The organism is Marinobacter sp. (assembly GCF_039977835.1).
Lineage (GTDB): Bacteria > Pseudomonadota > Gammaproteobacteria > Pseudomonadales > Oleiphilaceae > Marinobacter.
This window is the reverse complement of record NZ_JBDWCL010000017.1, coordinates 39366-57406: the sequence shown is the minus strand read 5'-3', so window position 1 is coordinate 57406 and position 18041 is coordinate 39366. Positions and strand designations below refer to the sequence as shown.

The 18041-nt window shown below is 57.4% G+C and carries 16 protein-coding genes; 7 read left to right on the top strand and 9 right to left on the bottom strand.

Annotation, left to right across the window (positions count from 1 at the left end; all coding sequences use genetic code 11):
* The first annotated feature begins 81 nt into the window (after window positions 1-81).
* The 5 genes from ABJM11_RS06630 to ABJM11_RS06610 all read left to right on the top strand — a co-directional run bounded on the left by ABJM11_RS06630 (window position 82) and on the right by ABJM11_RS06610 (window position 6788).
* Window positions 82-1200 carry a 5-(carboxyamino)imidazole ribonucleotide synthase gene (locus tag ABJM11_RS06630; protein ID WP_348294968.1) on the top strand — a complete coding sequence of 373 codons (1119 nt, stop codon included), beginning with the start codon at window positions 82-84 and terminating at the stop codon, window positions 1198-1200.
* 72 nt (window positions 1201-1272) lie between these two features.
* Window positions 1273-1851 (top strand): superoxide dismutase [Fe], encoded by a 579-nt coding sequence (gene sodB / locus ABJM11_RS06625; protein ID WP_348294967.1) that lies wholly within the window; start codon window positions 1273-1275, stop codon window positions 1849-1851.
* 273 nt (window positions 1852-2124) lie between these two features.
* Window positions 2125-4191 carry an EAL domain-containing protein gene (locus ABJM11_RS06620; protein ID WP_348294966.1) on the top strand — a complete coding sequence of 689 codons (2067 nt, stop codon included), beginning with the start codon at window positions 2125-2127 and terminating at the stop codon, window positions 4189-4191.
* A gap of 45 nt (window positions 4192-4236) precedes the next feature.
* A complete protein-coding gene (locus ABJM11_RS06615) occupies window positions 4237-4824 on the top strand; it encodes a LemA family protein (RefSeq protein ID WP_348294965.1) in 588 nt (195 codons plus the stop codon).
* A gap of 11 nt (window positions 4825-4835) precedes the next feature.
* On the top strand, window positions 4836-6788 hold the full coding sequence (locus tag ABJM11_RS06610) for a M48 family metallopeptidase (RefSeq protein ID WP_348294964.1): 1953 nt from the start codon (window positions 4836-4838) through the stop codon (window positions 6786-6788).
* A gap of 48 nt (window positions 6789-6836) precedes the next feature.
* Here ABJM11_RS06610 and gspD read toward each other — a convergent pair whose 3' ends face one another.
* The 6 genes from gspD to ABJM11_RS06580 all read right to left on the bottom strand — a co-directional run bounded on the left by gspD (window position 6837) and on the right by ABJM11_RS06580 (window position 13362).
* Window positions 6837-8786, bottom strand: coding sequence for a type II secretion system secretin GspD (gspD, locus tag ABJM11_RS06605; RefSeq protein WP_348294963.1), 1950 nt, complete (start codon window positions 8784-8786; stop codon window positions 6837-6839).
* A 32-nt stretch (window positions 8787-8818) separates the two neighbouring features.
* The gene (locus ABJM11_RS06600) at window positions 8819-9673 is read right to left on the bottom strand and encodes a type II secretion system protein N (RefSeq protein ID WP_348294962.1); all 855 of its coding nucleotides are present in this window, start codon (window positions 9671-9673) and stop codon (window positions 8819-8821) included.
* Window positions 9673-10467, bottom strand: a complete 795-nt coding sequence (gene gspN, locus ABJM11_RS06595) for a type II secretion system protein N (protein ID WP_348294961.1) — start codon at window positions 10465-10467, stop codon at window positions 9673-9675. Before gspN ends, ABJM11_RS06600 begins: the two co-directional genes overlap by 1 nt.
* A gap of 168 nt (window positions 10468-10635) precedes the next feature.
* Window positions 10636-12288, bottom strand: coding sequence for a chaperonin GroEL (gene groL, locus ABJM11_RS06590; RefSeq protein WP_348294960.1), 1653 nt, complete (start codon window positions 12286-12288; stop codon window positions 10636-10638).
* A 64-nt stretch (window positions 12289-12352) separates the two neighbouring features.
* A complete protein-coding gene (gene groES, locus ABJM11_RS06585; protein WP_007155569.1) occupies window positions 12353-12640 on the bottom strand; it encodes a co-chaperone GroES in 288 nt (95 codons plus the stop codon).
* Window positions 12641-12801: 161 nt separating this feature from the next.
* Window positions 12802-13362, bottom strand: coding sequence for an FxsA family protein (locus tag ABJM11_RS06580; RefSeq protein ID WP_348294959.1), 561 nt, complete (start codon window positions 13360-13362; stop codon window positions 12802-12804).
* Window positions 13363-13458: 96 nt separating this feature from the next.
* Between ABJM11_RS06580 and ABJM11_RS06575 the strand changes: the two genes are divergently transcribed.
* The gene (locus ABJM11_RS06575) at window positions 13459-14220 is read left to right on the top strand and encodes an SDR family oxidoreductase (RefSeq protein ID WP_348294958.1); all 762 of its coding nucleotides are present in this window, start codon (window positions 13459-13461) and stop codon (window positions 14218-14220) included.
* A 215-nt stretch (window positions 14221-14435) separates the two neighbouring features.
* Here the strand turns inward: ABJM11_RS06575 and ABJM11_RS06570 are convergent, their stop codons facing one another.
* The 3 genes from ABJM11_RS06570 to ABJM11_RS06560 all read right to left on the bottom strand — a co-directional run bounded on the left by ABJM11_RS06570 (window position 14436) and on the right by ABJM11_RS06560 (window position 16732).
* The gene (locus ABJM11_RS06570; protein WP_348294957.1) at window positions 14436-14747 is read right to left on the bottom strand and encodes an MGMT family protein; all 312 of its coding nucleotides are present in this window, start codon (window positions 14745-14747) and stop codon (window positions 14436-14438) included.
* A 74-nt stretch (window positions 14748-14821) separates the two neighbouring features.
* The gene (locus ABJM11_RS06565; RefSeq protein WP_348294956.1) at window positions 14822-16171 is read right to left on the bottom strand and encodes an AmpG family muropeptide MFS transporter; all 1350 of its coding nucleotides are present in this window, start codon (window positions 16169-16171) and stop codon (window positions 14822-14824) included.
* A gap of 78 nt (window positions 16172-16249) precedes the next feature.
* On the bottom strand, window positions 16250-16732 hold the full coding sequence (locus ABJM11_RS06560; protein WP_348294955.1) for a YajQ family cyclic di-GMP-binding protein: 483 nt from the start codon (window positions 16730-16732) through the stop codon (window positions 16250-16252).
* A gap of 157 nt (window positions 16733-16889) precedes the next feature.
* Here ABJM11_RS06560 and ABJM11_RS06555 point away from each other — a divergent pair, with 157 nt between their 5' ends.
* A complete protein-coding gene (locus ABJM11_RS06555; RefSeq protein WP_348294954.1) occupies window positions 16890-17861 on the top strand; it encodes a response regulator in 972 nt (323 codons plus the stop codon).
* Window positions 17862-18041 lie beyond the last annotated feature (180 nt).

The window sequence follows — 18041 nt, the reverse complement described above, 5'->3', positions numbered from 1 at the left end:
TGAGCGTGTTTTGGAAAGCCTGCCCCGACCTGCTCACAACACCGAACTTTGCAGAGGCCTACTAATGGCAGGAGATAACGAATGAGAATTGGTGTTTTAGGGGCGGGACAGCTTGGGCGCATGTTGGCGCTTGCTGGGTACCCACTGGCCAAGACGTTTGTTTTCTACGATATGTCGGGTAGTCCCAGCGCTGGACTGGGCGAGGTTATCATCGATCGGGACGGACAATATCTGGACGACTTTATTTCCAGAGTAGACCGGGTCACTTACGAGTTCGAACACTTACCGGTCGACGTAGCCGAGCGAATCGCGAAGGAAAAGCCGGTTCACCCCTGCCCTCGGGCACTCCGGGTTTGCCAGAACCGTGAGATGGAAAAAACACTCTTTGGCGAACTCGGCATCCCTACCCCGGAGTGGAAAATTGCGGATAGCGCAGAATCCTTGCAGGCTGCCGCTGAAGAACTGGGCTGCCCCGTTGTCGCCAAATCCAACACCGAGGGCTACGACGGCAAGGGACAAGCAGTTCTGCGGTCCCCGGAAGAAGCCGCAGCTGCCTGGAAGTCCATCGGCCATCCCCGTCTGATCGTTGAAAAGTTCGTCGAGTTCCGCCGCGAGGTCTCCATTATTGCGGTGCGCGGTGAAGACGGCGAACTGGCCTTTTATCCGATGGCGGAGAACACCCACCACGAAGGTATCCTGCGCTACTCCATCGCGCCGGCGCCGAAGCTGGAAAAGCACGTCCAGGAAGACGCCGAGCGTTATATCAAGGCGTTGCTGAACGAACTGGACTATGTGGGCGTGCTAACGCTGGAGTTGTTCGAAACCGCTGATGGTCTGGTGGCCAATGAGATGGCGCCTCGGGTGCACAACTCCGGCCACTGGAGTATTGAAGGCGCCATGACCAGTCAGTTCGAGAACCATATTCGCGCCGTCAGCGGCCATCCGCTGGGAAGCACCGCCCCACGTGGTGTCAGCTGCATGATCAATATCATTGCAGAGCACGGTGATATTGAACGAATCCTTGAACTGCCTTACGCTCATGTACACCTGTACAATAAAGGCGAGCGACCGGGGCGGAAACTTGGACACGTGACCGTTCTGGCCGACAGCTACGAAGAATTGGTATGGCGGGTAAAAAACTGCTCGCAGTTTTTGCCCGGTTGTCCGGAGTTCAACAGCACGCTCACGGCAAGGGGTTGATATAACTCAAAGCGCCCCTATATTTACAAGTCGACATACACATAAACAGAGAGAATCAGGGAGAACGACCTCATGGCATTTGAACTTCCCGCACTGCCTTATGAAAAGAACGCACTGGAACCGCACATCTCTCAGGAAACTCTTGAGTATCACTACGGTAAACACCACAACACCTACGTCACCAAGCTTAATGGTCTGATCGAAGGCACAGACAACGCCAACAAGTCGCTCGAAGACATTATCAAGAGCGCCAGTGGCCCGCTGTTCAACAACGCAGCACAGGTCTGGAACCATACCTTCTACTGGCACTGCCTGAGCCCGAACGGCGGTGGCGAGCCCACTGGCGCAGCCAAAGACGCTATCGAAAAAGCCTTTGGCTCCTTTGAAGACTTCAAGAAAGAGTTCAACGACAAGGCCGCCAACAACTTCGGTTCAGGCTGGACCTGGCTGGTCAAGAAAGCAGACGGCAGCGTCGCCATTGTGAATACAAGCAATGCCGAGACGCCGCTGACCACTGCGGACAAGCCGGTATTGACCGTTGATGTCTGGGAGCACGCTTATTACATTGATTACCGTAATTCGCGCCCGAACTACCTGGAAGCCTTCTGGAAGCTGGTTAACTGGGATTTCGTGAACGAAAACCTGGCGTAATAAGGCTTCAGTTCTCCCTGCCCATAATGCGGCAGGGAACAGGCGTCTGAAAAAGAAATGCCCGCTGAATGGCGGGCATTTTTGTATCTGGACGGAAACCTGCATTACAAAATGATACACCCGAACCCTGAAATATCTGAAAAAATTGCCGATACTTAATCCAGTCACTGGGAACCGATCCATACTTGCACAGAACAATAAACCGGGAGCCCCCTCGCCCCCTGAAATGCGGTGCCGGGTCTCCATCAGTTGGAATGAATCATACAGGCTTCGATGCAAAATTCCTTTGAGGTAGAACATCGCCTGGGGTACCGGGTACTGCGATGGGTGCTGGCTGTTGCGCTGATCAGCGGGATTCTTGTCAGCACCATTCAGGTGATCCTGGATGCAAGGCGCGTATCGGCCTCACTTGACGCCCAGGCACAGCAGACCATGGCACTGGTCCGGGACGCCTCAACCCAGGCCGTTTTCAGCATTGACGCTGACCTGGCGCAGCAGGTGGTCGATGGCCTGTTCGCCCAGGAATCCATCCATCTGGCACGCATCGCCCACCCGGACGGCGAGGCGCTTGGCCGTCGTGACCGACCACTCAGGGAAAATGCCTTTCGAGCTATTACCGATCCGATTTTTGGTGCCGAGCGAACTTACCGCCAGGAGCTTTCCCGCACGGGTAATTCCGGCCGCCGCAACGTTTATGGGTATCTCGAACTTCACTACGACACGGGGCCATTTGCGGGCACCTGGCTTGAACGCGCGTCGGTAACTTTTGGCTCGGGCATCGCCATTGCCGTCATTCTGGGAATGGTACTGTTCGTGGTCTTCCATTTGCTGCTGACCCGCCCTTTGCTGCGAATCGTGCAGTCCGTCAAACAGGTGGACCCGGACCACCCGGACGACAACCTCATTCATCTTCCCCACGGCCATCAGAACGACGAGCTCGGGCTGTGGGTGAATGCCACCAACAACCTGCTGGTGGCCATTGGCGACAGCCAGACCCGTCACCGGGAAGCTGAGGACCGGGTAAACCGGCTCGCCAGATATGACCAGCTGACCGGCCTGCCAAGCCGGGATACTTTTATGGAGTTACTGCAAACGGATATTGAAGAGGCCAGGGACGACAAATCCGTACTCTCTCTTATCTGCTGCGGCATTGATGATTTCAAATCGGTTAATGAACAGTGTGGCTTTCGTACCGGAGACCTGATCCTCCAGGCCGTCGCTGATCGCCTCACCCAGCTGCTGGGGGGCAACCGGTTCACCATTGCCCGCCTGGGCAGCGACCAGTTTGTTATCGTGGAAAAGGGGCTGCGTGACGGATTTCAGGCTGCCAATACCGCAGACCGTATTCTGGCGACCCTCAGCACCCCGATGATTTTTGACGACCAGACCGTCACCATGACGGCAACTCTGGGCATTGCCCTGTTCCCGGGCGACGCCGAAAAGGGCGACAGATTGCTGCAAAGTGCCGAGCAGACCATGGCACTGGCCAAAGAAAGCGGGCACAACTACTTCCAGTTCTACGTTGCCAGCGTCGACCAGGAGATTCGTGAACGGAAACAACTTGAGAAAGATCTGTCCGTTGCCCTGAGCAACCACCAGTTCCACCTCGTCTACCAGCCGCAGATCAACCTGGAAACCCGCCGGATTATCGGCGCCGAAGCACTGCTGCGCTGGGAGCATCCGGAAAAGGGCCTTGTTCCACCAGACCACTTTATTCCGGTTGCTGAAATGAACGGTAGCATTGTAGAGATCGGCCAATGGGTGCTTGACCAGGCTTGCTGGCAGGCCGCCCGCTGGGCGAGCGACAGCATGCCGCTGAGAATTGCCGTCAATCTGTCAGCGGTCCAGCTCCGCCAGGACTCCATCGTGGACGACATTCTGGACACCCTGAAGCGGCACAATATCCCCGCCGGCAGGCTGGAACTGGAGGTAACCGAAACCAGTTTCATGACCAACCTGGAAGAGGCGGTGGATAAACTGAAACGCCTGCACAGAGCCGGCATCAGCATCGCCGTTGACGATTTCGGAACCGGTTACTCATCGCTGACCTACCTCAAACGGATGCCCGTACAGCACCTGAAGATCGACAAACAGTTTATCCGTGACCTGCTGGTCAACGAAGAAGACACCCGAATTGCCAATACCATTATCGATCTTGGCAAGAGCCTGAACCTGACCGTGGTAGCGGAAGGTGTCGAAACAGCAGAACAGGAATACTATCTCGCCCAGCGGGGATGCCAGCTGGCGCAGGGGTATTACTTCAGCAAGCCACTCAAACCTCACGATTTTGAGAGGTTCGTTGCCAGTTTTCACAGTAAAATCGTGGAAAATAACGCCTGACATCTGCACTACCCACCCTGATCCCCCAGCACGCAAGGAGTTGCCATGGGAACCACGCTGATCGGCCTGATCGTCATTGCGGTCGTTGTTGTCTATATCGTCTTTATCTATAACCGTCTGGTGTCCCTGCGCAACCAGTTCAAGAACGGGTTTGCCCAGATTGACGTGCAGCTGCAGCGGCGCCACGACCTGATCCCCAACTTGGTGGAATCCGCCAAGGCGTACCTCTCCCACGAGCGCAATACGCTCACCGAGGTGATGCAGGCCCGCAATAATGCGGTCAGTGCCCAGAAAGACGCGGCCGGCGATCCTGCAGATGGCGGCAAGATCCAGCGCCTCGGAAGTGCCGAGAACATGCTGTCCAAGGCCCTTGCCAATTTCTACGCGGTGGCGGAAAACTACCCGGAACTGAAGGCCAACGAAACCATCCAGCAGCTGATGGAAGAACTCTCCAGTACCGAGAACCGCGTTTCGTTCGCCCGTCAGGCCTACAACGATGGCGTGATGAGCTACAACATTTTCCGCGAGCAGTTCCCCAATAACATCGTGGCCGGGCTGTTCGCCTTCAAACCGTCCTCCCAGCTGGAACTGGAATCTCCTGAGGCCCGCCAGGCACCGAAAGTCGCCTTCTGAGGCCGTTTGCCATGTCGCACCAGGGATTTTTCCAGCGCCAGGCCAGCGCCCGCCGGAATACGGGATTGCTCGTCATCCTGTTTCTGGCGGCGGTGGCTCTTATCACGCTCAGCGTCTGCCTGGTGGGCTATCTGGTTACCCGTAGCGAAACCACCGGCCTCGCGTTTGCTGACTGGCTGACCAGCCGTCATGGGCTGTTCACGGCGCTTGCAGTGGTCGGGCTGATCGGTACTGGCTCGCTGATCCGCTGGGCCGACCTCGCTGGTGGCGGTGAACGGGTAGCAAAAATGGTCGGTGCCAGGGCTATTGACCCCGACACCCGGGATGCAGACGAGCGCAAATTACGCAACATTGTCGAGGAAATGGCCATCGCCAGTGGCGTGAGCGTTCCGGACCTCTACGTGATGGACCACGAAACCGGCATAAACGCCTTTGTCGCCGGCTACACCCCCGGTGAAGCCGTTATGGTGGTAACCCATGGCGCCCTGACCCAGTTGAGCCGTGACGAACTTCAGGGCGTGGTTGGCCACGAGTTCAGCCATGTCCTGAATGGTGACATGCGGCTCAATGTTCGCCTTATTGCCATTCTCGCCGGCATTCTGATGGTCGGGCAGATTGGCGGCTTCCTGCTACGCGTGTCCTTCTCTGGCTCTCACCGCTCGGTACAAACATCACGCAACAGCCGGGGCACGGCAATCTTCGGCCTCGTGGGCCTGGCACTGGTGGTAATCGGATATGTCGGGGTGTTTTTCGGCAGGCTTATACAGTCAGCCGTCTCGCGGCAACGGGAAATGCTGGCGGACGCATCCTCGGTTCAGTTTACCCGCAATCCCGAAGGCATCGGCGGAGCCCTGTTCAAGATCGGCCTCAAGGGCGGGTATCTGGACACCACCAGCCACGCCAGTGACATGAACCACATGTGTTTTGGCGAAAGCACCCGGATGACGTTTACCGCCCTGCTGGCGTCACACCCACCGGTACAGGAACGCATCGAAGCCATACAGCCCGGGCTTTTTGCGCGTCTTCGCAGCCGCCTGAGAGATACTGAGCCAGAGGCAACACTACGATCAGCCGGTTCAGGCGCTTCCAGCTCTCCGCTTCCGGAAGCTGCAGCGGGGTTTGGCACCGGCACCACGTCGCCAGTGAACACCCGGCCGCCGCAAAAAATCTCGGACAGTGTAGGCACCGTTAACCGGCGCAGCGAAGACTACGCAGTGACGCTTCTGAACAGCCTGCCGTCCACTTTCCGCAATTTGCTATACACTCGTGCCGGTGCTGTCCAGTTGTGCTATGCACTTCTGGTTTACCAGCTGCCGCCGCAGACAAGACACCAACGACTGGCATTGATTAAAGGCACTTCGATCCTTGTTCCCAACCAGGAATTATTGGGCAAACTGTTACCCGCCCTGGAATCGTTGGGCCCGGGTGTTCGTTTCCCTGCCCTGGAACTGGCCATGCCTGCCCTGCGCAAGCTGGATCCGGACGAACGCGCCCGGCTAATGGCCGGGACCGAAACGCTCATCAAAGCAGACAACCGCCTGAGCCTCTTCGAACTGGCCATGCACACCTTTCTGCGCCGCCACCTGGCTGAAAACTCGGCACGGTTGGTGCCGGTTCGGTACCGTAGCTATCGGCCGGTGACAGCCCAGTTACAGGTCGTATTCAGCCTGATGGCACGGGCCGGCGCGGAGGATGGTCGTAACAGGCAATCCCTCTTTGAGGAAGCCATGGCTGGATTCGTCTCGAACGGGGAAAAACCGGAACTGCTTTCGGAAGTGTCAGTTACCCTGCTAAGACACGCACTGCTGACGCTCAATAGCCTGTCGCCACTGCTTAAACCCGGCGTCATTGACGCCTGTGGTCACTGCATCGTGGCCGATGGCGAAGTCAGTACCAGCGAATACGAGTTGATCCGCCTGATAGCGGACCAGCTCGATTGCCCGATGCCGCCAATGGCGGCCTAGACCGGGAGGTACCCTCGGCTTCCCTGCCCAGGCGACCGGCAAGAAACCTCAGTCATTAGTCGGGCTAAACAGCGAATCTTTCGTCGGTGGGCTTTCAGGATCGGGCAGCCCCAGTTTGCGGCGAACGTCGAGATTGATCTCCCACAGGCTCTGGAACTTCTCATCGGTGGCGGCGACCGACTCGGCTTTGCCCAGCATGATGGTGGGCCGCAGGAACACCAGCAGGTTACGCTTCACCCGGCGCTCCGACTCCGATGAGAACAGGCGGCCAAGCACCGGGATATCACCCAGCAGGGGCACCTTGCTCTTGTTGATCTGGAGGTCGTCCGTGGTCAGTCCACCTAGGACAATAGTCTCACCGTCATCCGCCAGCACGGTGGTCTTGATCTCTCGCTTGTTGGTGATAATGTCCGAGGCGGACTCAATACTGTCTGCGATATTTTCAGTGGTCTGCTCCACTACCAGGCGAACCAACCCGTCGGCACTGATGGTTGGTGTCACTTTGAGGGTCAGGCCGATATCCCGGCGCTCGATGGTGGTGAAAGGATTAGTGGTGCCGTCACCGGTCACGGTGGATTGCCCGGTGCGGAAAGGCACGTTCTGGCCGACAATGATTTCGGATTCCTGATTGTCCAGGGTAATGATACTGGGTGTGGACAAGAGGTTCGCTGCCGCAGAGGTAGACAACGCCTGCAGCAGAACACCCCAAGACACGCCGTCTTCATTGCGCTGGCCGGCTCCAACCGTAATGCCACCCACTGCCGGCGCCAAAAACGAATCCGACAGAATAGCGCCCAGAACGTCGCCGAGGCTTTTACCAACGTTGTCGAAATTGCTACCCGCCACGGGGGTGGAGCCGCCGGACTCATCGCCAACGGCTAATTGAACGCCCAGGTCCTGCCCTACTGAATCGCTGATCTCAACAATGGCAGCCTCAATCATCACCTGGGCACGACGCACGTCCAGCGCCTGCACGATCTGCTCGGCTTCCTGCATCATTGACGGTTCACCACGCACCACCAGCGCGTTAAGACCTTCATCCGCGAAGACGGCAAAGCCAGAGTTACGGCTGTTGCCAGAGCCCCCGCCCGTCGAGCCATTGGCGCCAGAAGACTCTTTGACCAACTCTCCCATCACACCCTTAAGAATTTCCGTCAGGTTTTCCGCATCGGCATGGCTCAGACGGATGACCTTCGTGGTGCCGCCGGTGGCAGAGGGCTGATCAAGCTTGGTAATCAGCGACCGCATCTTCTCGCGGAAGGTCTCGTCACCGCGAAGGATCAGCCGATTACTGCGTTCGTCCGCCGTGACACTGTACTTGCGGGCTGCATTTTCGCCGCCTCCCTGCCCGAGCTCATCCGGTGCCAGTTCCTGCAACAGTTCCACCATGTCGCCGACCCAGGCTTCCTCCAGCTGGATCACCTCCACTTCATACTTGGAGGGGCTATCCAGCTCCCGGACAATCTGTTCAATGCGGCGGATATTGGACGAATGATCACTGACAATCAGGGCATTTGCCGCTGCAACGCCTGCAAGATGGCCATACTTCGCCACCAGTGGCCGCAGAATGGGCACCAGCTCAAGAGCGTTGGCATTATCAATCTGGATGACACGGGTGATCAGCTGTTCCGAGGGCACCTGCGTGAACCGGTCAAGCGACTCCGCGGACTGTTTGGCATCCACCTGCTGCACCACTTTGATCACTTCCTCACCGGGAATAGCCGTAAACCCATGCACCTGGAGTACGGCAAGGAACAGATCGTAAATTTCATCCCTGTTCATCGGGGCACTGGAAAGCACTGTGACCTTGCCCTTTACCCGTGGGTCCACCACGAAGCTGTATCCGGTAATGTCAGCCACCTGGGTTACAAACGCACGAATGTCGGCGTCCTTCAGATTCAGCCGCCAGGTTTCCTCCTGGCCGTAAGCGACAGACATAAGGGGCAGCAACAGGGCCACAACGAAAGCCCGGAATAGATTGGATCTGTGGTTCAGCATCTGGCGTTCTTGTCCTGTATGGTTAAATCTGTTCAGCGCCACTGTTCAGGTATGGCATAGCTTACGGTCAGAATGGATCCGTCCCGTTCAATTTCGATTTCAAGCTGCGGCTCGGACCGCCAATTCTCCAATAGCGCCTTATCCTGCTCGAGATCACCCAGGCGCTGGCCATTGACGGCCGTAATCACATCCCCGGCCCTGAGGCTGACGGCATTGAGCATGGCATTCGAGCCATCGTAAACATAACCTGAGCTGCCGTCATCGCCCGCCGGGCTCAACCCGTAAGGAGCAAGAGCGGCAGCACCCTGGGAGTCGAGTTGTTCCCGGGCTTCACTCAGGAACTGCTCGGGGGAAGAGGCTACCGGAGCTTCCTCTACATCCTCAACCAGGCCTGCTGGCACCTCATCATCAAAGGTAAGGCTTTCATACTGGCCATTCCGACGAATCAGGACCCGGCCAGGTTCCACCTCCGAAAGCTCTGCGTTGCCGGGCAATACATCACCCACGCGATAATGCTCTGTTACGCCATTGCTTCCCGCCACTATAGCACCGGAGTCTTCCGGGCGCTCTGCTACCAGCACACCCTCAAGTCGGAGGTTAAGCCGGGTTTCCGGTGCCGAACGGCGAACCACTTCCGCCACCCGGGCTCCTTCTGGGGGCTGGCCGAAGAAATGATGGGCCGCCATGGGCTGCAGGCGCCTCGATGTGGCAGTGGTTAGGGAGCCGTCAGCGGAAGACGACGCGACGGAAACCGTGCGCTCGTCCCAGGCAATCAACCAGGTTGTCTGCGCCAACACCCACGCCAGATAAACAACCAGTCCGGCCAGTAAAAGGTTGGCCAGCACACGCGGAACACGCTGGCTGCCGAAGGCTGTTGCCAGAGCCATCACAGGGAACCTCCCGGAATCAGTGGTTGCCTGACCCGGAAAACCACATCGTCGGGACTGGCCGAGTCCGGCCAGGGCTGGCCTGCGAGATCCACCATGCGTTTGTACACCCTTAAATCCATCATGCCGTTCCAGCGTATCTCGGCATCAGCTGCGGGGCCATCACCGCTCTGCTGGGCCACAACCAGTGCAACCCCATCAGCCGTACTGTCGAGGGTCGCCCGCATCGGCGGAAATTCAGCCCGCCCAACGCTGTTACCCATAGGCCAGGTCACTTCGCCGCCCGCCCACCGGCCTACTCCGTCAGCACCGGTTATGCGGCCGTCCCGCCAGGACAACACCAACTGATCAACGGTGACATCGCCTTCGATCACCGCACCACCGCTGCGGCGTATCATATCTTCAAACTCGGCCACAGCCAGCCTGCCACTTGCATCCAGACTACCGGACCCTTGCCAGCCGAGATTAACACGGCCATTAACCGAGGATTGTGATGTCGCCAGTGAAAAGTCAACCGGCACCGCCAACTCAGATAGCAAGGGAGCGCCAAGCTGCCAATCCAGCCGGACAGGATAGCCGGCAACCACGGCACCAGCGGCGCCGGACCAGGCTTTACCGGAAACCTGCCTGACCTGGATTTCCGGTGGCAGCTGAATGTGGGCCGAAGCCTGGTGCCATAACCAGCCGGCAGGGACAAGAACCACCAGCGAAACCAGATAGATCAGCACACCGGCAAGGGTCAGAAGGAAGACCTTGCCGGGTCTGAGAAAGGCTTTTGCAGGGGTTTCGCTCATACAGTGTCACAAAGATGAATGGCCGGTTGCCGAGTCTAGCAAAGCCATTTCGCAAGTTCATGACAAAAAAACAAAAAACCCCGCGTCAGTGTGAACCGACGCGGGGTTTTCTATGGGTTTACGGGGCCATTTCTCAAAAAATGAGAAATGATCCGGGTCAGGCCGGCATTACATCATGCCGCCCATGCCTCCCATTCCGCCCATACCACCCATGTCCGGCATACCACCGCCGGAACCTTCTTCTTCAGGCTCGTCCGCAATCATCGCCTCGGTGGTGATGATCAGGGAAGCCACGGAAGCGGCTGCCTGCAGTGCAGAGCGGGTCACTTTGGCCGGGTCAAGAATACCCATTTCCAGCATGTCACCGAACACTTCGGTAGAGGCGTTGTAGCCATAGGCGCCTTCGCCTTCCATGATCTTGTTCACAACAACGGAGGCTTCGCCACCGGCGTTGGTTACGATCTGGCGCAGCGGAGCTTCCATGGCGCGGCGCAGGATGTTAACGCCAGCCTTCTGCTCTTCGTTGATGGCGTCTACCTTGTCCAGGGCCGCAATGGCACGGATCAGGGTGACACCGCCGCCCGGTACAATGCCTTCTTCAACCGCAGCGCGGGTGGAGTGCAGGGCATCTTCAACGCGGGCCTTCTTCTCCTTCATTTCCACTTCGGAACCGGCGCCAACCTTGATGACGGCAACACCGCCAGCCAGCTTGGCAACACGCTCCTGAAGCTTTTCCTTGTCGTAGTCGGAAGAGCTGTCTTCGATCTGCTTGCGGATCTGCTCGACGCGGGCTTCGATATCACCCTGGGCACCAGCGCCATCGATGATGGTGGTGTTTTCCTTGGTGATGTTAACGCGCTTGGCAGTACCCAGATCGTCCAGAGTGGTGTTCTCCAGCGTCAGGCCAACTTCTTCGGAAATCACGGTACCACCGCTGAGGATCGCGATGTCCTGCAGCATTTCCTTGCGACGGTCACCGAAGCCAGGTGCCTTGACGGCTGCCACTTTTACGATACCGCGCATGTTGTTCACAACCAGCGTTGCCAACGCTTCGCCTTCGATGTCTTCAGCGATGATCATCAGCGGCTTGCCAGCCTTGGCAACAGATTCCAGCACCGGTAGCAGTTCGCGGATGTTGGAGATCTTCTTGTCGACCAGCAGGATGTACGGGTCATCCAGCTCGGTAGACATGTTTTCCTGGTTGTTGATGAAGTACGGAGACAGGAAACCACGGTCGAACTGCATGCCTTCGACCACGTCCAGCTCGTCTTCCAGGCCACGGCCTTCTTCAACGGTAATGACACCTTCCTTGCCAACTTTTTCCATCGCGTCTGCGATGAGCTGGCCGATGGTCTCGTCGCCATTGGCGGAGATGGTGCCTACCTGGGCAATGTTGCGGCTGTCGTCGCAGGGCTTGGACAGGTCACGAATGGCCTGTACCGCAGCGATGGTTGCCTTGTCGATGCCACGCTTAAGGTCCATCGGGTTCATGCCCGCGGTAACGGCCTTGATGCCTTCACGGACGATGGCCTGAGCCAGAACCGTCGCAGTGGTGGTACCGTCACCGGCGGTGTCGTTGGTCTGGGAAGCAACTTCCTTGACCATCTGGGCGCCCATGTTTTCGAACTTGTCTTTCAGTTCGATTTCCTTGGCGACGGATACGCCGTCCTTGGTCACGGTCGGCGCGCCAAAGGACTTGTCCAGAACCACGTTGCGGCCTTTCGGGCCCAGGGTTACCTTAACTGCGTCTGCCAGAACGTTAACGCCCTGAACCATACGTTTACGGGCGCTGTCACCGAATCTAACGTCTTTTGCTGCCATGTCTTCTATTCCTGTTCGTTAAACCCAATTTGATCGTTCAATCGGATTGCTGCGTAACCGAGGTTTACTCGAGAACGCCGAAAATGTCGTTTTCGCTCATGATGAGCAGGTCTTCGCCGTCAACTTTCACGGTATTACCGGCGTACTGGCCAAAGACCACGGTGTCACCAACCTTGACCGCCAGTGCGCGGGTTTCGCCATTGTCGAGAATACGGCCATTACCTACGGCGATAACTTCGCCCTGGGAAGGCTTCTCCTTGGCATTGCCCGGCAGTACGATGCCACCAGCTGTTTTCTCTTCTTCTTCCTTACGGCGCACGACAACACGATCGTGTAGCGGACGTATTTTCATTGCTCGATATCTCCAATGTCAGGTTAGGTTTGGCAATGATGGTTGCGTTAAAAGCCGGGGCTTTTAACCAACTGTTTTACAGCGGTTATTAGCCCGCAGCGAACTTGTGAAACCTATGTGGGGGTGGCGCATTCGTTTTCAATACTTGGCAAAAAAATTTTTCACTTTTTTTTCGGCGCTTCGTCATCATCGCGATCCAGGCGCTGATGATCACGCTCAGTCTCATCCCGGTACTCTCCTTCAATGATGTCGTCATTCCTGTCGAAGGGGTTCTGACGGCCGAACGGGCTCTCGCGGCCGCTGAAAGGTCCCTGCCCATCGAAGGGTCCGCGTTGGCCACCTGTAAACGTGAAACTGCTGCCCCGGCCCGCAACAACCATACGTTTGAGCGCCTGGGCGGCGAGCCAGTGGCGGGAACCGGGAATCAGGCACAAAAAGCCGATGGTGTCGGTGACGAAGCCGGGGGTGAGCAGCAAGGCACCACCCACCGCCAGAATCAGGCCCTCGGCCACTTCTTTGGCAGGCAACTCGCCGCTGTTAAGCCGCTGGTTGGCCTTCAGCAATGTGGCAAGCCCCTGCTGTCTGAGCAAGGCCGCACCGATAACAGCCGTCAGCAATACCAGGCCCACGGTGTTAAGGGCACCGATGACGGTCCCCACCTTGATCAGGATCGTCATTTCGACGATGGGCATTACGATGAACAGAAAGAGAAAAACGCCCAAAAGAGCCTCCCGGGATGCACTGTGTCTGGTAGCGGCGACGGTAAAAAGCTCTGGTATACTCGCGTCGCTTGTTCATTCATTACCTTAGGGCGAAACATGAAACTTCAAGATTCCGTGATTGCAATTACCGGCGGTGGCCAGGGGCTGGGCCGTGCCATGGCAGAATACCTGGCGGCCAGAGGCGCCCGCCTGGCACTGATCGACCTGATGCCTGAGAAACTGGACGAAGCCGTCAACGCCTGCAACAAAGCCGGAGGCGAGGCCAAAGCCTACGTCTGCAACGTGGCGAAGGAAGAGGACGTGGAAAAAACCTTCGAAGCCATCGTGGCTGATTTCGGGCAACTCAATGGCCTGATCAATAACGCCGGCATCCTGCGGGATGGAATGATGGTGAAGGTAAAGGATGGGCAGGTGGAAAAGCGCATGGAGCTGTCCCAGTGGCAGGCGGTCATTGATGTGAATCTGACGGGTGTTTTCCTGTGCGGGCGCGAGGCGTCCACACAGATGATCAAGAACGGTGACCAGGGTGTGATCATCAACATCGCCTCCATTTCCCGCGCCGGCAACATGGGCCAGAGCAACTATTCTGCCGCCAAGGCCGGTGTGTCGGCTCTGGTTCCGGTCTGGGCCAAGGAACTCGCCCGCCATAACATACGCTGCATGGGCATTGCTCCGGGCTTTATCGAAACCGAAATGACCGCGTCAATGAAGCCGGAAGCCCTGGAGAAAATGACCGCTGGCATCCCGTTGAAGCGTATGGGTAAGCCGGAAGAGATTGCTTCGGCTGCGGCGTTTATCTTTGAGAATGACTATATGTCCGGGCGGGTGATTGAGGTTGATGGGGCGCTTCGGCTTTAGGCTTTGGCTTTGGCTTTGGCTTTGGCTTTGGCGTTTGCCCTCCCCCTAGCCTGAAGGTTTTGGGGGCTGGCTAGGGGGTGGCGGTATTTTTTCTTTGGAAAAAGAACTCGCTTCGCTCAGACATCTTTTTCTGGCAGAAAAAATACCGCCACCCCCTGCCCGACTGAACCCTTGATGGGATCGCTAGATAAATTTATCCAAAACATCATTAACGTTCACGGACGCCACTGGTACTGTTTCATCGAAATCCTGCCATCAACCACCACTACCCCTTCTTCCCGTAAGCTCTGGGCCTGTACCTCAAACGCTTCGCTGCCGATCGGAAATGCAATCTGACCGTCGCTTCTGATTACGCGGTACCACGGGATGGAATGCCCTGCTGGAAGTTTGCCGAGGGCTCTACCAATATATCGAGCCTGTCTGCCCAACCCGGCCATATCGGCGACCTGGCCGTAGCTGGCTACGCAGCCAGGGGGGATAGCGGCAACGACTTGCCAGATTTTTTGGTCTTTGGTGGGTTCTGTCATGGTGTTTGATTAGAGTTTATATTTTTCGCGAGATGCCCGCTCAGGAGCTCGATCGGCCCGCGGGCCAGCCCCCCTCAACCGGTGTTGGACTGCGGACTGCCGGTTTCGCCTTCGATTTCTTTATTGCGCGGTGCCAGGGCGTCCAGGCGCTCGCCTTTGCTGATCATAAACCATGCCAGAAGGATAGCGGGTATGCCCATCAGCCCGGCCACCAGGAAGAACTCCCCATAACCGAAGCCGGCCACCACCATACCGGAGAAGCCGCCAATAAATTTGCCGGGCAGCGTCATCAGCGAGCTGAAAAGTGCGTACTGGGTTGCCGTGAAGGCCGCGCTGGTCATGCTGGAGAGCCAGGCGATGAGTGCCACGTTGGCGATGCCGCCGCTGAGGTTGTCCGCGCTGACCACCAGCGCCAGGGTGGCGATGTTCGGCGGGTATTGCGCCAGAACCACGAACAGCAGATTGGTGGCTGCCGTCATGATGGCACCGGTGAGCAATATCTTGCGAACGCCGTAGCGTACAACCAGCACGCCACCCACCAGGGAGCCGGCGATGGTCATGAAGAAACCGAAGATTTTGGTCACATCGGCTACCTGGGTTTTGGAGAAGCCCATAAAGTCCAGGTAGAAGGGGTTGGCCATCACGCCCATGGCAATGTCGGATATGCGGTACACCGCCACCATCACCAGAATCAGGATCGCCAGCTCCTTGTAACGCCGGAAGAAGTCCAGAAACGGCCCGGCCACTGCGGCATAGAACCAGCCAACAAAGCGGGCCAGGCGGGGGTTCAGGTGGGTGCGTTTACTGGCTTCCTGCTCGATCCTGTCCGCAATATCCTGGGCAGCCGCGAAGTGATTGACCGCAGGTTCCCGCACGATGAGTACGGTCGCCATGCCCACGCCAACCAGCAGGGCCATCACCTCATAAGAGACTTGCCAGGACCAGAATTCCGCCAGGTACAAGGCCCCTGCCCCGGCAACAAGCAGCGCCAGGCGGTAGCCGAAAATATAGGTGGCGGCCAACGCCGCCTGCAGCCGTTCCTCGGCGATCTCGATCCGGTAGGCGTCAATTGCCACGTCCTGGGTGGCAGAGGAGAAGGCTACCAGCAAGCCGCAAAACGCCATCATTTCCGGGGCAACCGTGGCGTCCACATGGGCCATCAGGTATAGCCCTGTTGCAATGCCCGCCTGGGCCAGCAATATCCAACTGCGGCGCTTACCCAGCAGCCTGTCGAGAAGCGGAAGCTTCACCCGGTCCACCACCGGGGCCCAGAACACCTTGATGGAGTAGGTAATTCCCAGCCAGCTGAAAAAACCGATGGTGGCGGTTTCCACTCCCACATCGGCCAGCCGTGCATTCAGCGTGGAGAACACCAGCAGAAAAGGCAGGCCCGCCGAAAAGCCAAGAAACAGGAGCGCGATCACCTGCCAACGGGTGTAGGTGTATATAGTTTCCCTGAGCAGTGCCAGGTTGCTGCCGGATAAGATGGTTCGGCCCCCGAATCAGTCGCGGAAATTATTGAATTGCAGTGGCACGTCCAGCTCGGCTTCTTTGAGCAGGGCGATTGCCGTTTGCAGGTCGTCACGTTTTTTGCCTTTCACCCGCACCTTGTCGCCCTCAATGCTGGTCTGGACCTTCAGCTTGGCGTCCTTGATCATCTTGACAATTTTCTTGGCCATGTCGGTTTCAATGCCCTGCTTCAATTGCAGGTGCTGCTTCACCAGCTTGCCGGACTTGCTCTCGCCATCCTCAGACAGCGCCCGGGCGTCGATGTTGCGCTTGGCAAAGGCCATTCGCAGCATGTCCATCAGCTGCTCCAGCTGGAATTCCTGCTCGGCACTGATGGTAATGCCCTTGTCGTCCAGTTCGATGTCCGCTTCCACATTCTTGAAGTCCCAGCGATTGCCCAGCTCGCGTTTGGCCTGGTCAACGGCGTTGGTGACTTCGTGCATGTCGATTTCAGAAACTATGTCAAAAGAAGGCATGATGTGTTCTCACTTTTTACAATTATCCACGTCAGGCTGCGCACAAAACGCTATACTGGGGCCCTTCTGGGTAAACTCTGGTTTTATAAGGTGCCAAAGCATACCAAGACCGGGGCGGCACCGCATCTGACAATGGACTGGTGAGTAGTAGATAACAATGCCAAATCTTGACCTTCCCATCCTCGTGGTAGACGACGCCAAGTTCAGCAGCATGGTGGTGGGTCGCACCCTCCGCAATGCAGGATACCGCGACGTACGAATCGCTAACAATGCGCCTGCCGCACTGGAGTTTATCGACCAGCGCCCGGTAAGCGTGCTGATTGCTGACTGGCTGATGCCGGAGATGGACGGGCTGGAGCTTACCGACCAGGTACGCCAGCAGGACGAGCAGAACAATCACTACACCTATGTCATCCTGCTCACCGCCCGCGAGAGTGTGGAAGCCCTGTCGGAAGCCTTCGACCGCGGCGTGGATGACTTCATCTACAAGTCTGACATGACCAAGCAGCTGATTCCCCGTATCTTTGCGGCTGACCGCATGGCGGACCGGCAGAACACCCTGCTGAAAGCCAACTCCCTGCTGATCGAGAACAACCGGGAGCTGGAGAACAGCAGCATCATCGATCTGGAAACCGGCCTGTGCAATAACCGCTATTCCCGCGACAAGATCGGCAAATGCCTGCGCCAGGCGGAATCCCGTGGTGGCGCCTCCGCTTACGTGCTTTGCGGCATCCGTAACTGGCAGGAACTCAAGCGCAAACACGCACCTTCGGTCATGAGCGAACTGGCGGTAGGCATCGCCCGCCGCCTCAGCCACCTGATTCGCCCAATGGACTCCCTGTGCCGCGTGGGCGACAACCAGTACGCGATCATTGCCCACTTTCCCAACAGTGACCATTGCTCCACCACGGCGTTTCGGCGGGTGTTCGATGGCATTAACCACAAGGCTTTGAAGACCACTGCGGGTTATATCTCCGTTGAGGCGGGCATGGTGCTTTGCCGGGCCGATGCCCAGAACGGCACGCCATCAGTGCAGGAGGTGGAGCGGGCGGCGGTTCAGGGGCTGGTGGATGCTTACGAGACGCGGAGGTTTACCGAGACCAGGCCAGAGATCGGCGAGAAAGCCTGAATCACACTCCGTAACACCAAGACACACATCACAAACAGACTTCCCCGAGCGAAAGCCCTATTCTGAAATTGTGGATTCAAGCAGTATCCCCCATGGCGGAGGAGCCGAGTTGTACCTCCGCCGCTAAATGGGAAAGTCCACAGAATTAACGAATTTTTCAGGCACTTTCGTTCTTTCCTT

Excerpts from the sequence above, each read along its gene's own strand:
- ABJM11_RS06555 (WP_348294954.1), top strand. The coding sequence starts at position 16,890 with ATGCCAAATCTTGACCTTCCCATCCTCGTGGTAGACGACGCCAAGTTC.
- ABJM11_RS06570 (WP_348294957.1), bottom strand. The coding sequence starts at position 14,747 with ATGACAGAACCCACCAAAGACCAAAAAATCTGGCAAGTCGTTGCCGCT.
- gspD (WP_348294963.1), bottom strand. The coding sequence starts at position 8,786 with ATGCTGAACCACAGATCCAATCTATTCCGGGCTTTCGTTGTGGCCCTG.
- gspN (WP_348294961.1), bottom strand. The coding sequence starts at position 10,467 with ATGAGCGAAACCCCTGCAAAAGCCTTTCTCAGACCCGGCAAGGTCTTC.
- ABJM11_RS06610 (WP_348294964.1), top strand. The coding sequence starts at position 4,836 with ATGTCGCACCAGGGATTTTTCCAGCGCCAGGCCAGCGCCCGCCGGAAT.
- ABJM11_RS06560 (WP_348294955.1), bottom strand. The coding sequence starts at position 16,732 with ATGCCTTCTTTTGACATAGTTTCTGAAATCGACATGCACGAAGTCACC.
- sodB (WP_348294967.1), top strand. The coding sequence starts at position 1,273 with ATGGCATTTGAACTTCCCGCACTGCCTTATGAAAAGAACGCACTGGAA.
- ABJM11_RS06575 (WP_348294958.1), top strand. The coding sequence starts at position 13,459 with ATGAAACTTCAAGATTCCGTGATTGCAATTACCGGCGGTGGCCAGGGG.
- ABJM11_RS06630 (WP_348294968.1), top strand. The coding sequence starts at position 82 with ATGAGAATTGGTGTTTTAGGGGCGGGACAGCTTGGGCGCATGTTGGCG.
- ABJM11_RS06600 (WP_348294962.1), bottom strand. The coding sequence starts at position 9,673 with ATGGCTCTGGCAACAGCCTTCGGCAGCCAGCGTGTTCCGCGTGTGCTG.
- groES (WP_007155569.1), bottom strand. The coding sequence starts at position 12,640 with ATGAAAATACGTCCGCTACACGATCGTGTTGTCGTGCGCCGTAAGGAA.
- ABJM11_RS06620 (WP_348294966.1), top strand. The coding sequence starts at position 2,125 with ATGCAAAATTCCTTTGAGGTAGAACATCGCCTGGGGTACCGGGTACTG.
- groL (WP_348294960.1), bottom strand. The coding sequence starts at position 12,288 with ATGGCAGCAAAAGACGTTAGATTCGGTGACAGCGCCCGTAAACGTATG.
- ABJM11_RS06615 (WP_348294965.1), top strand. The coding sequence starts at position 4,237 with ATGGGAACCACGCTGATCGGCCTGATCGTCATTGCGGTCGTTGTTGTC.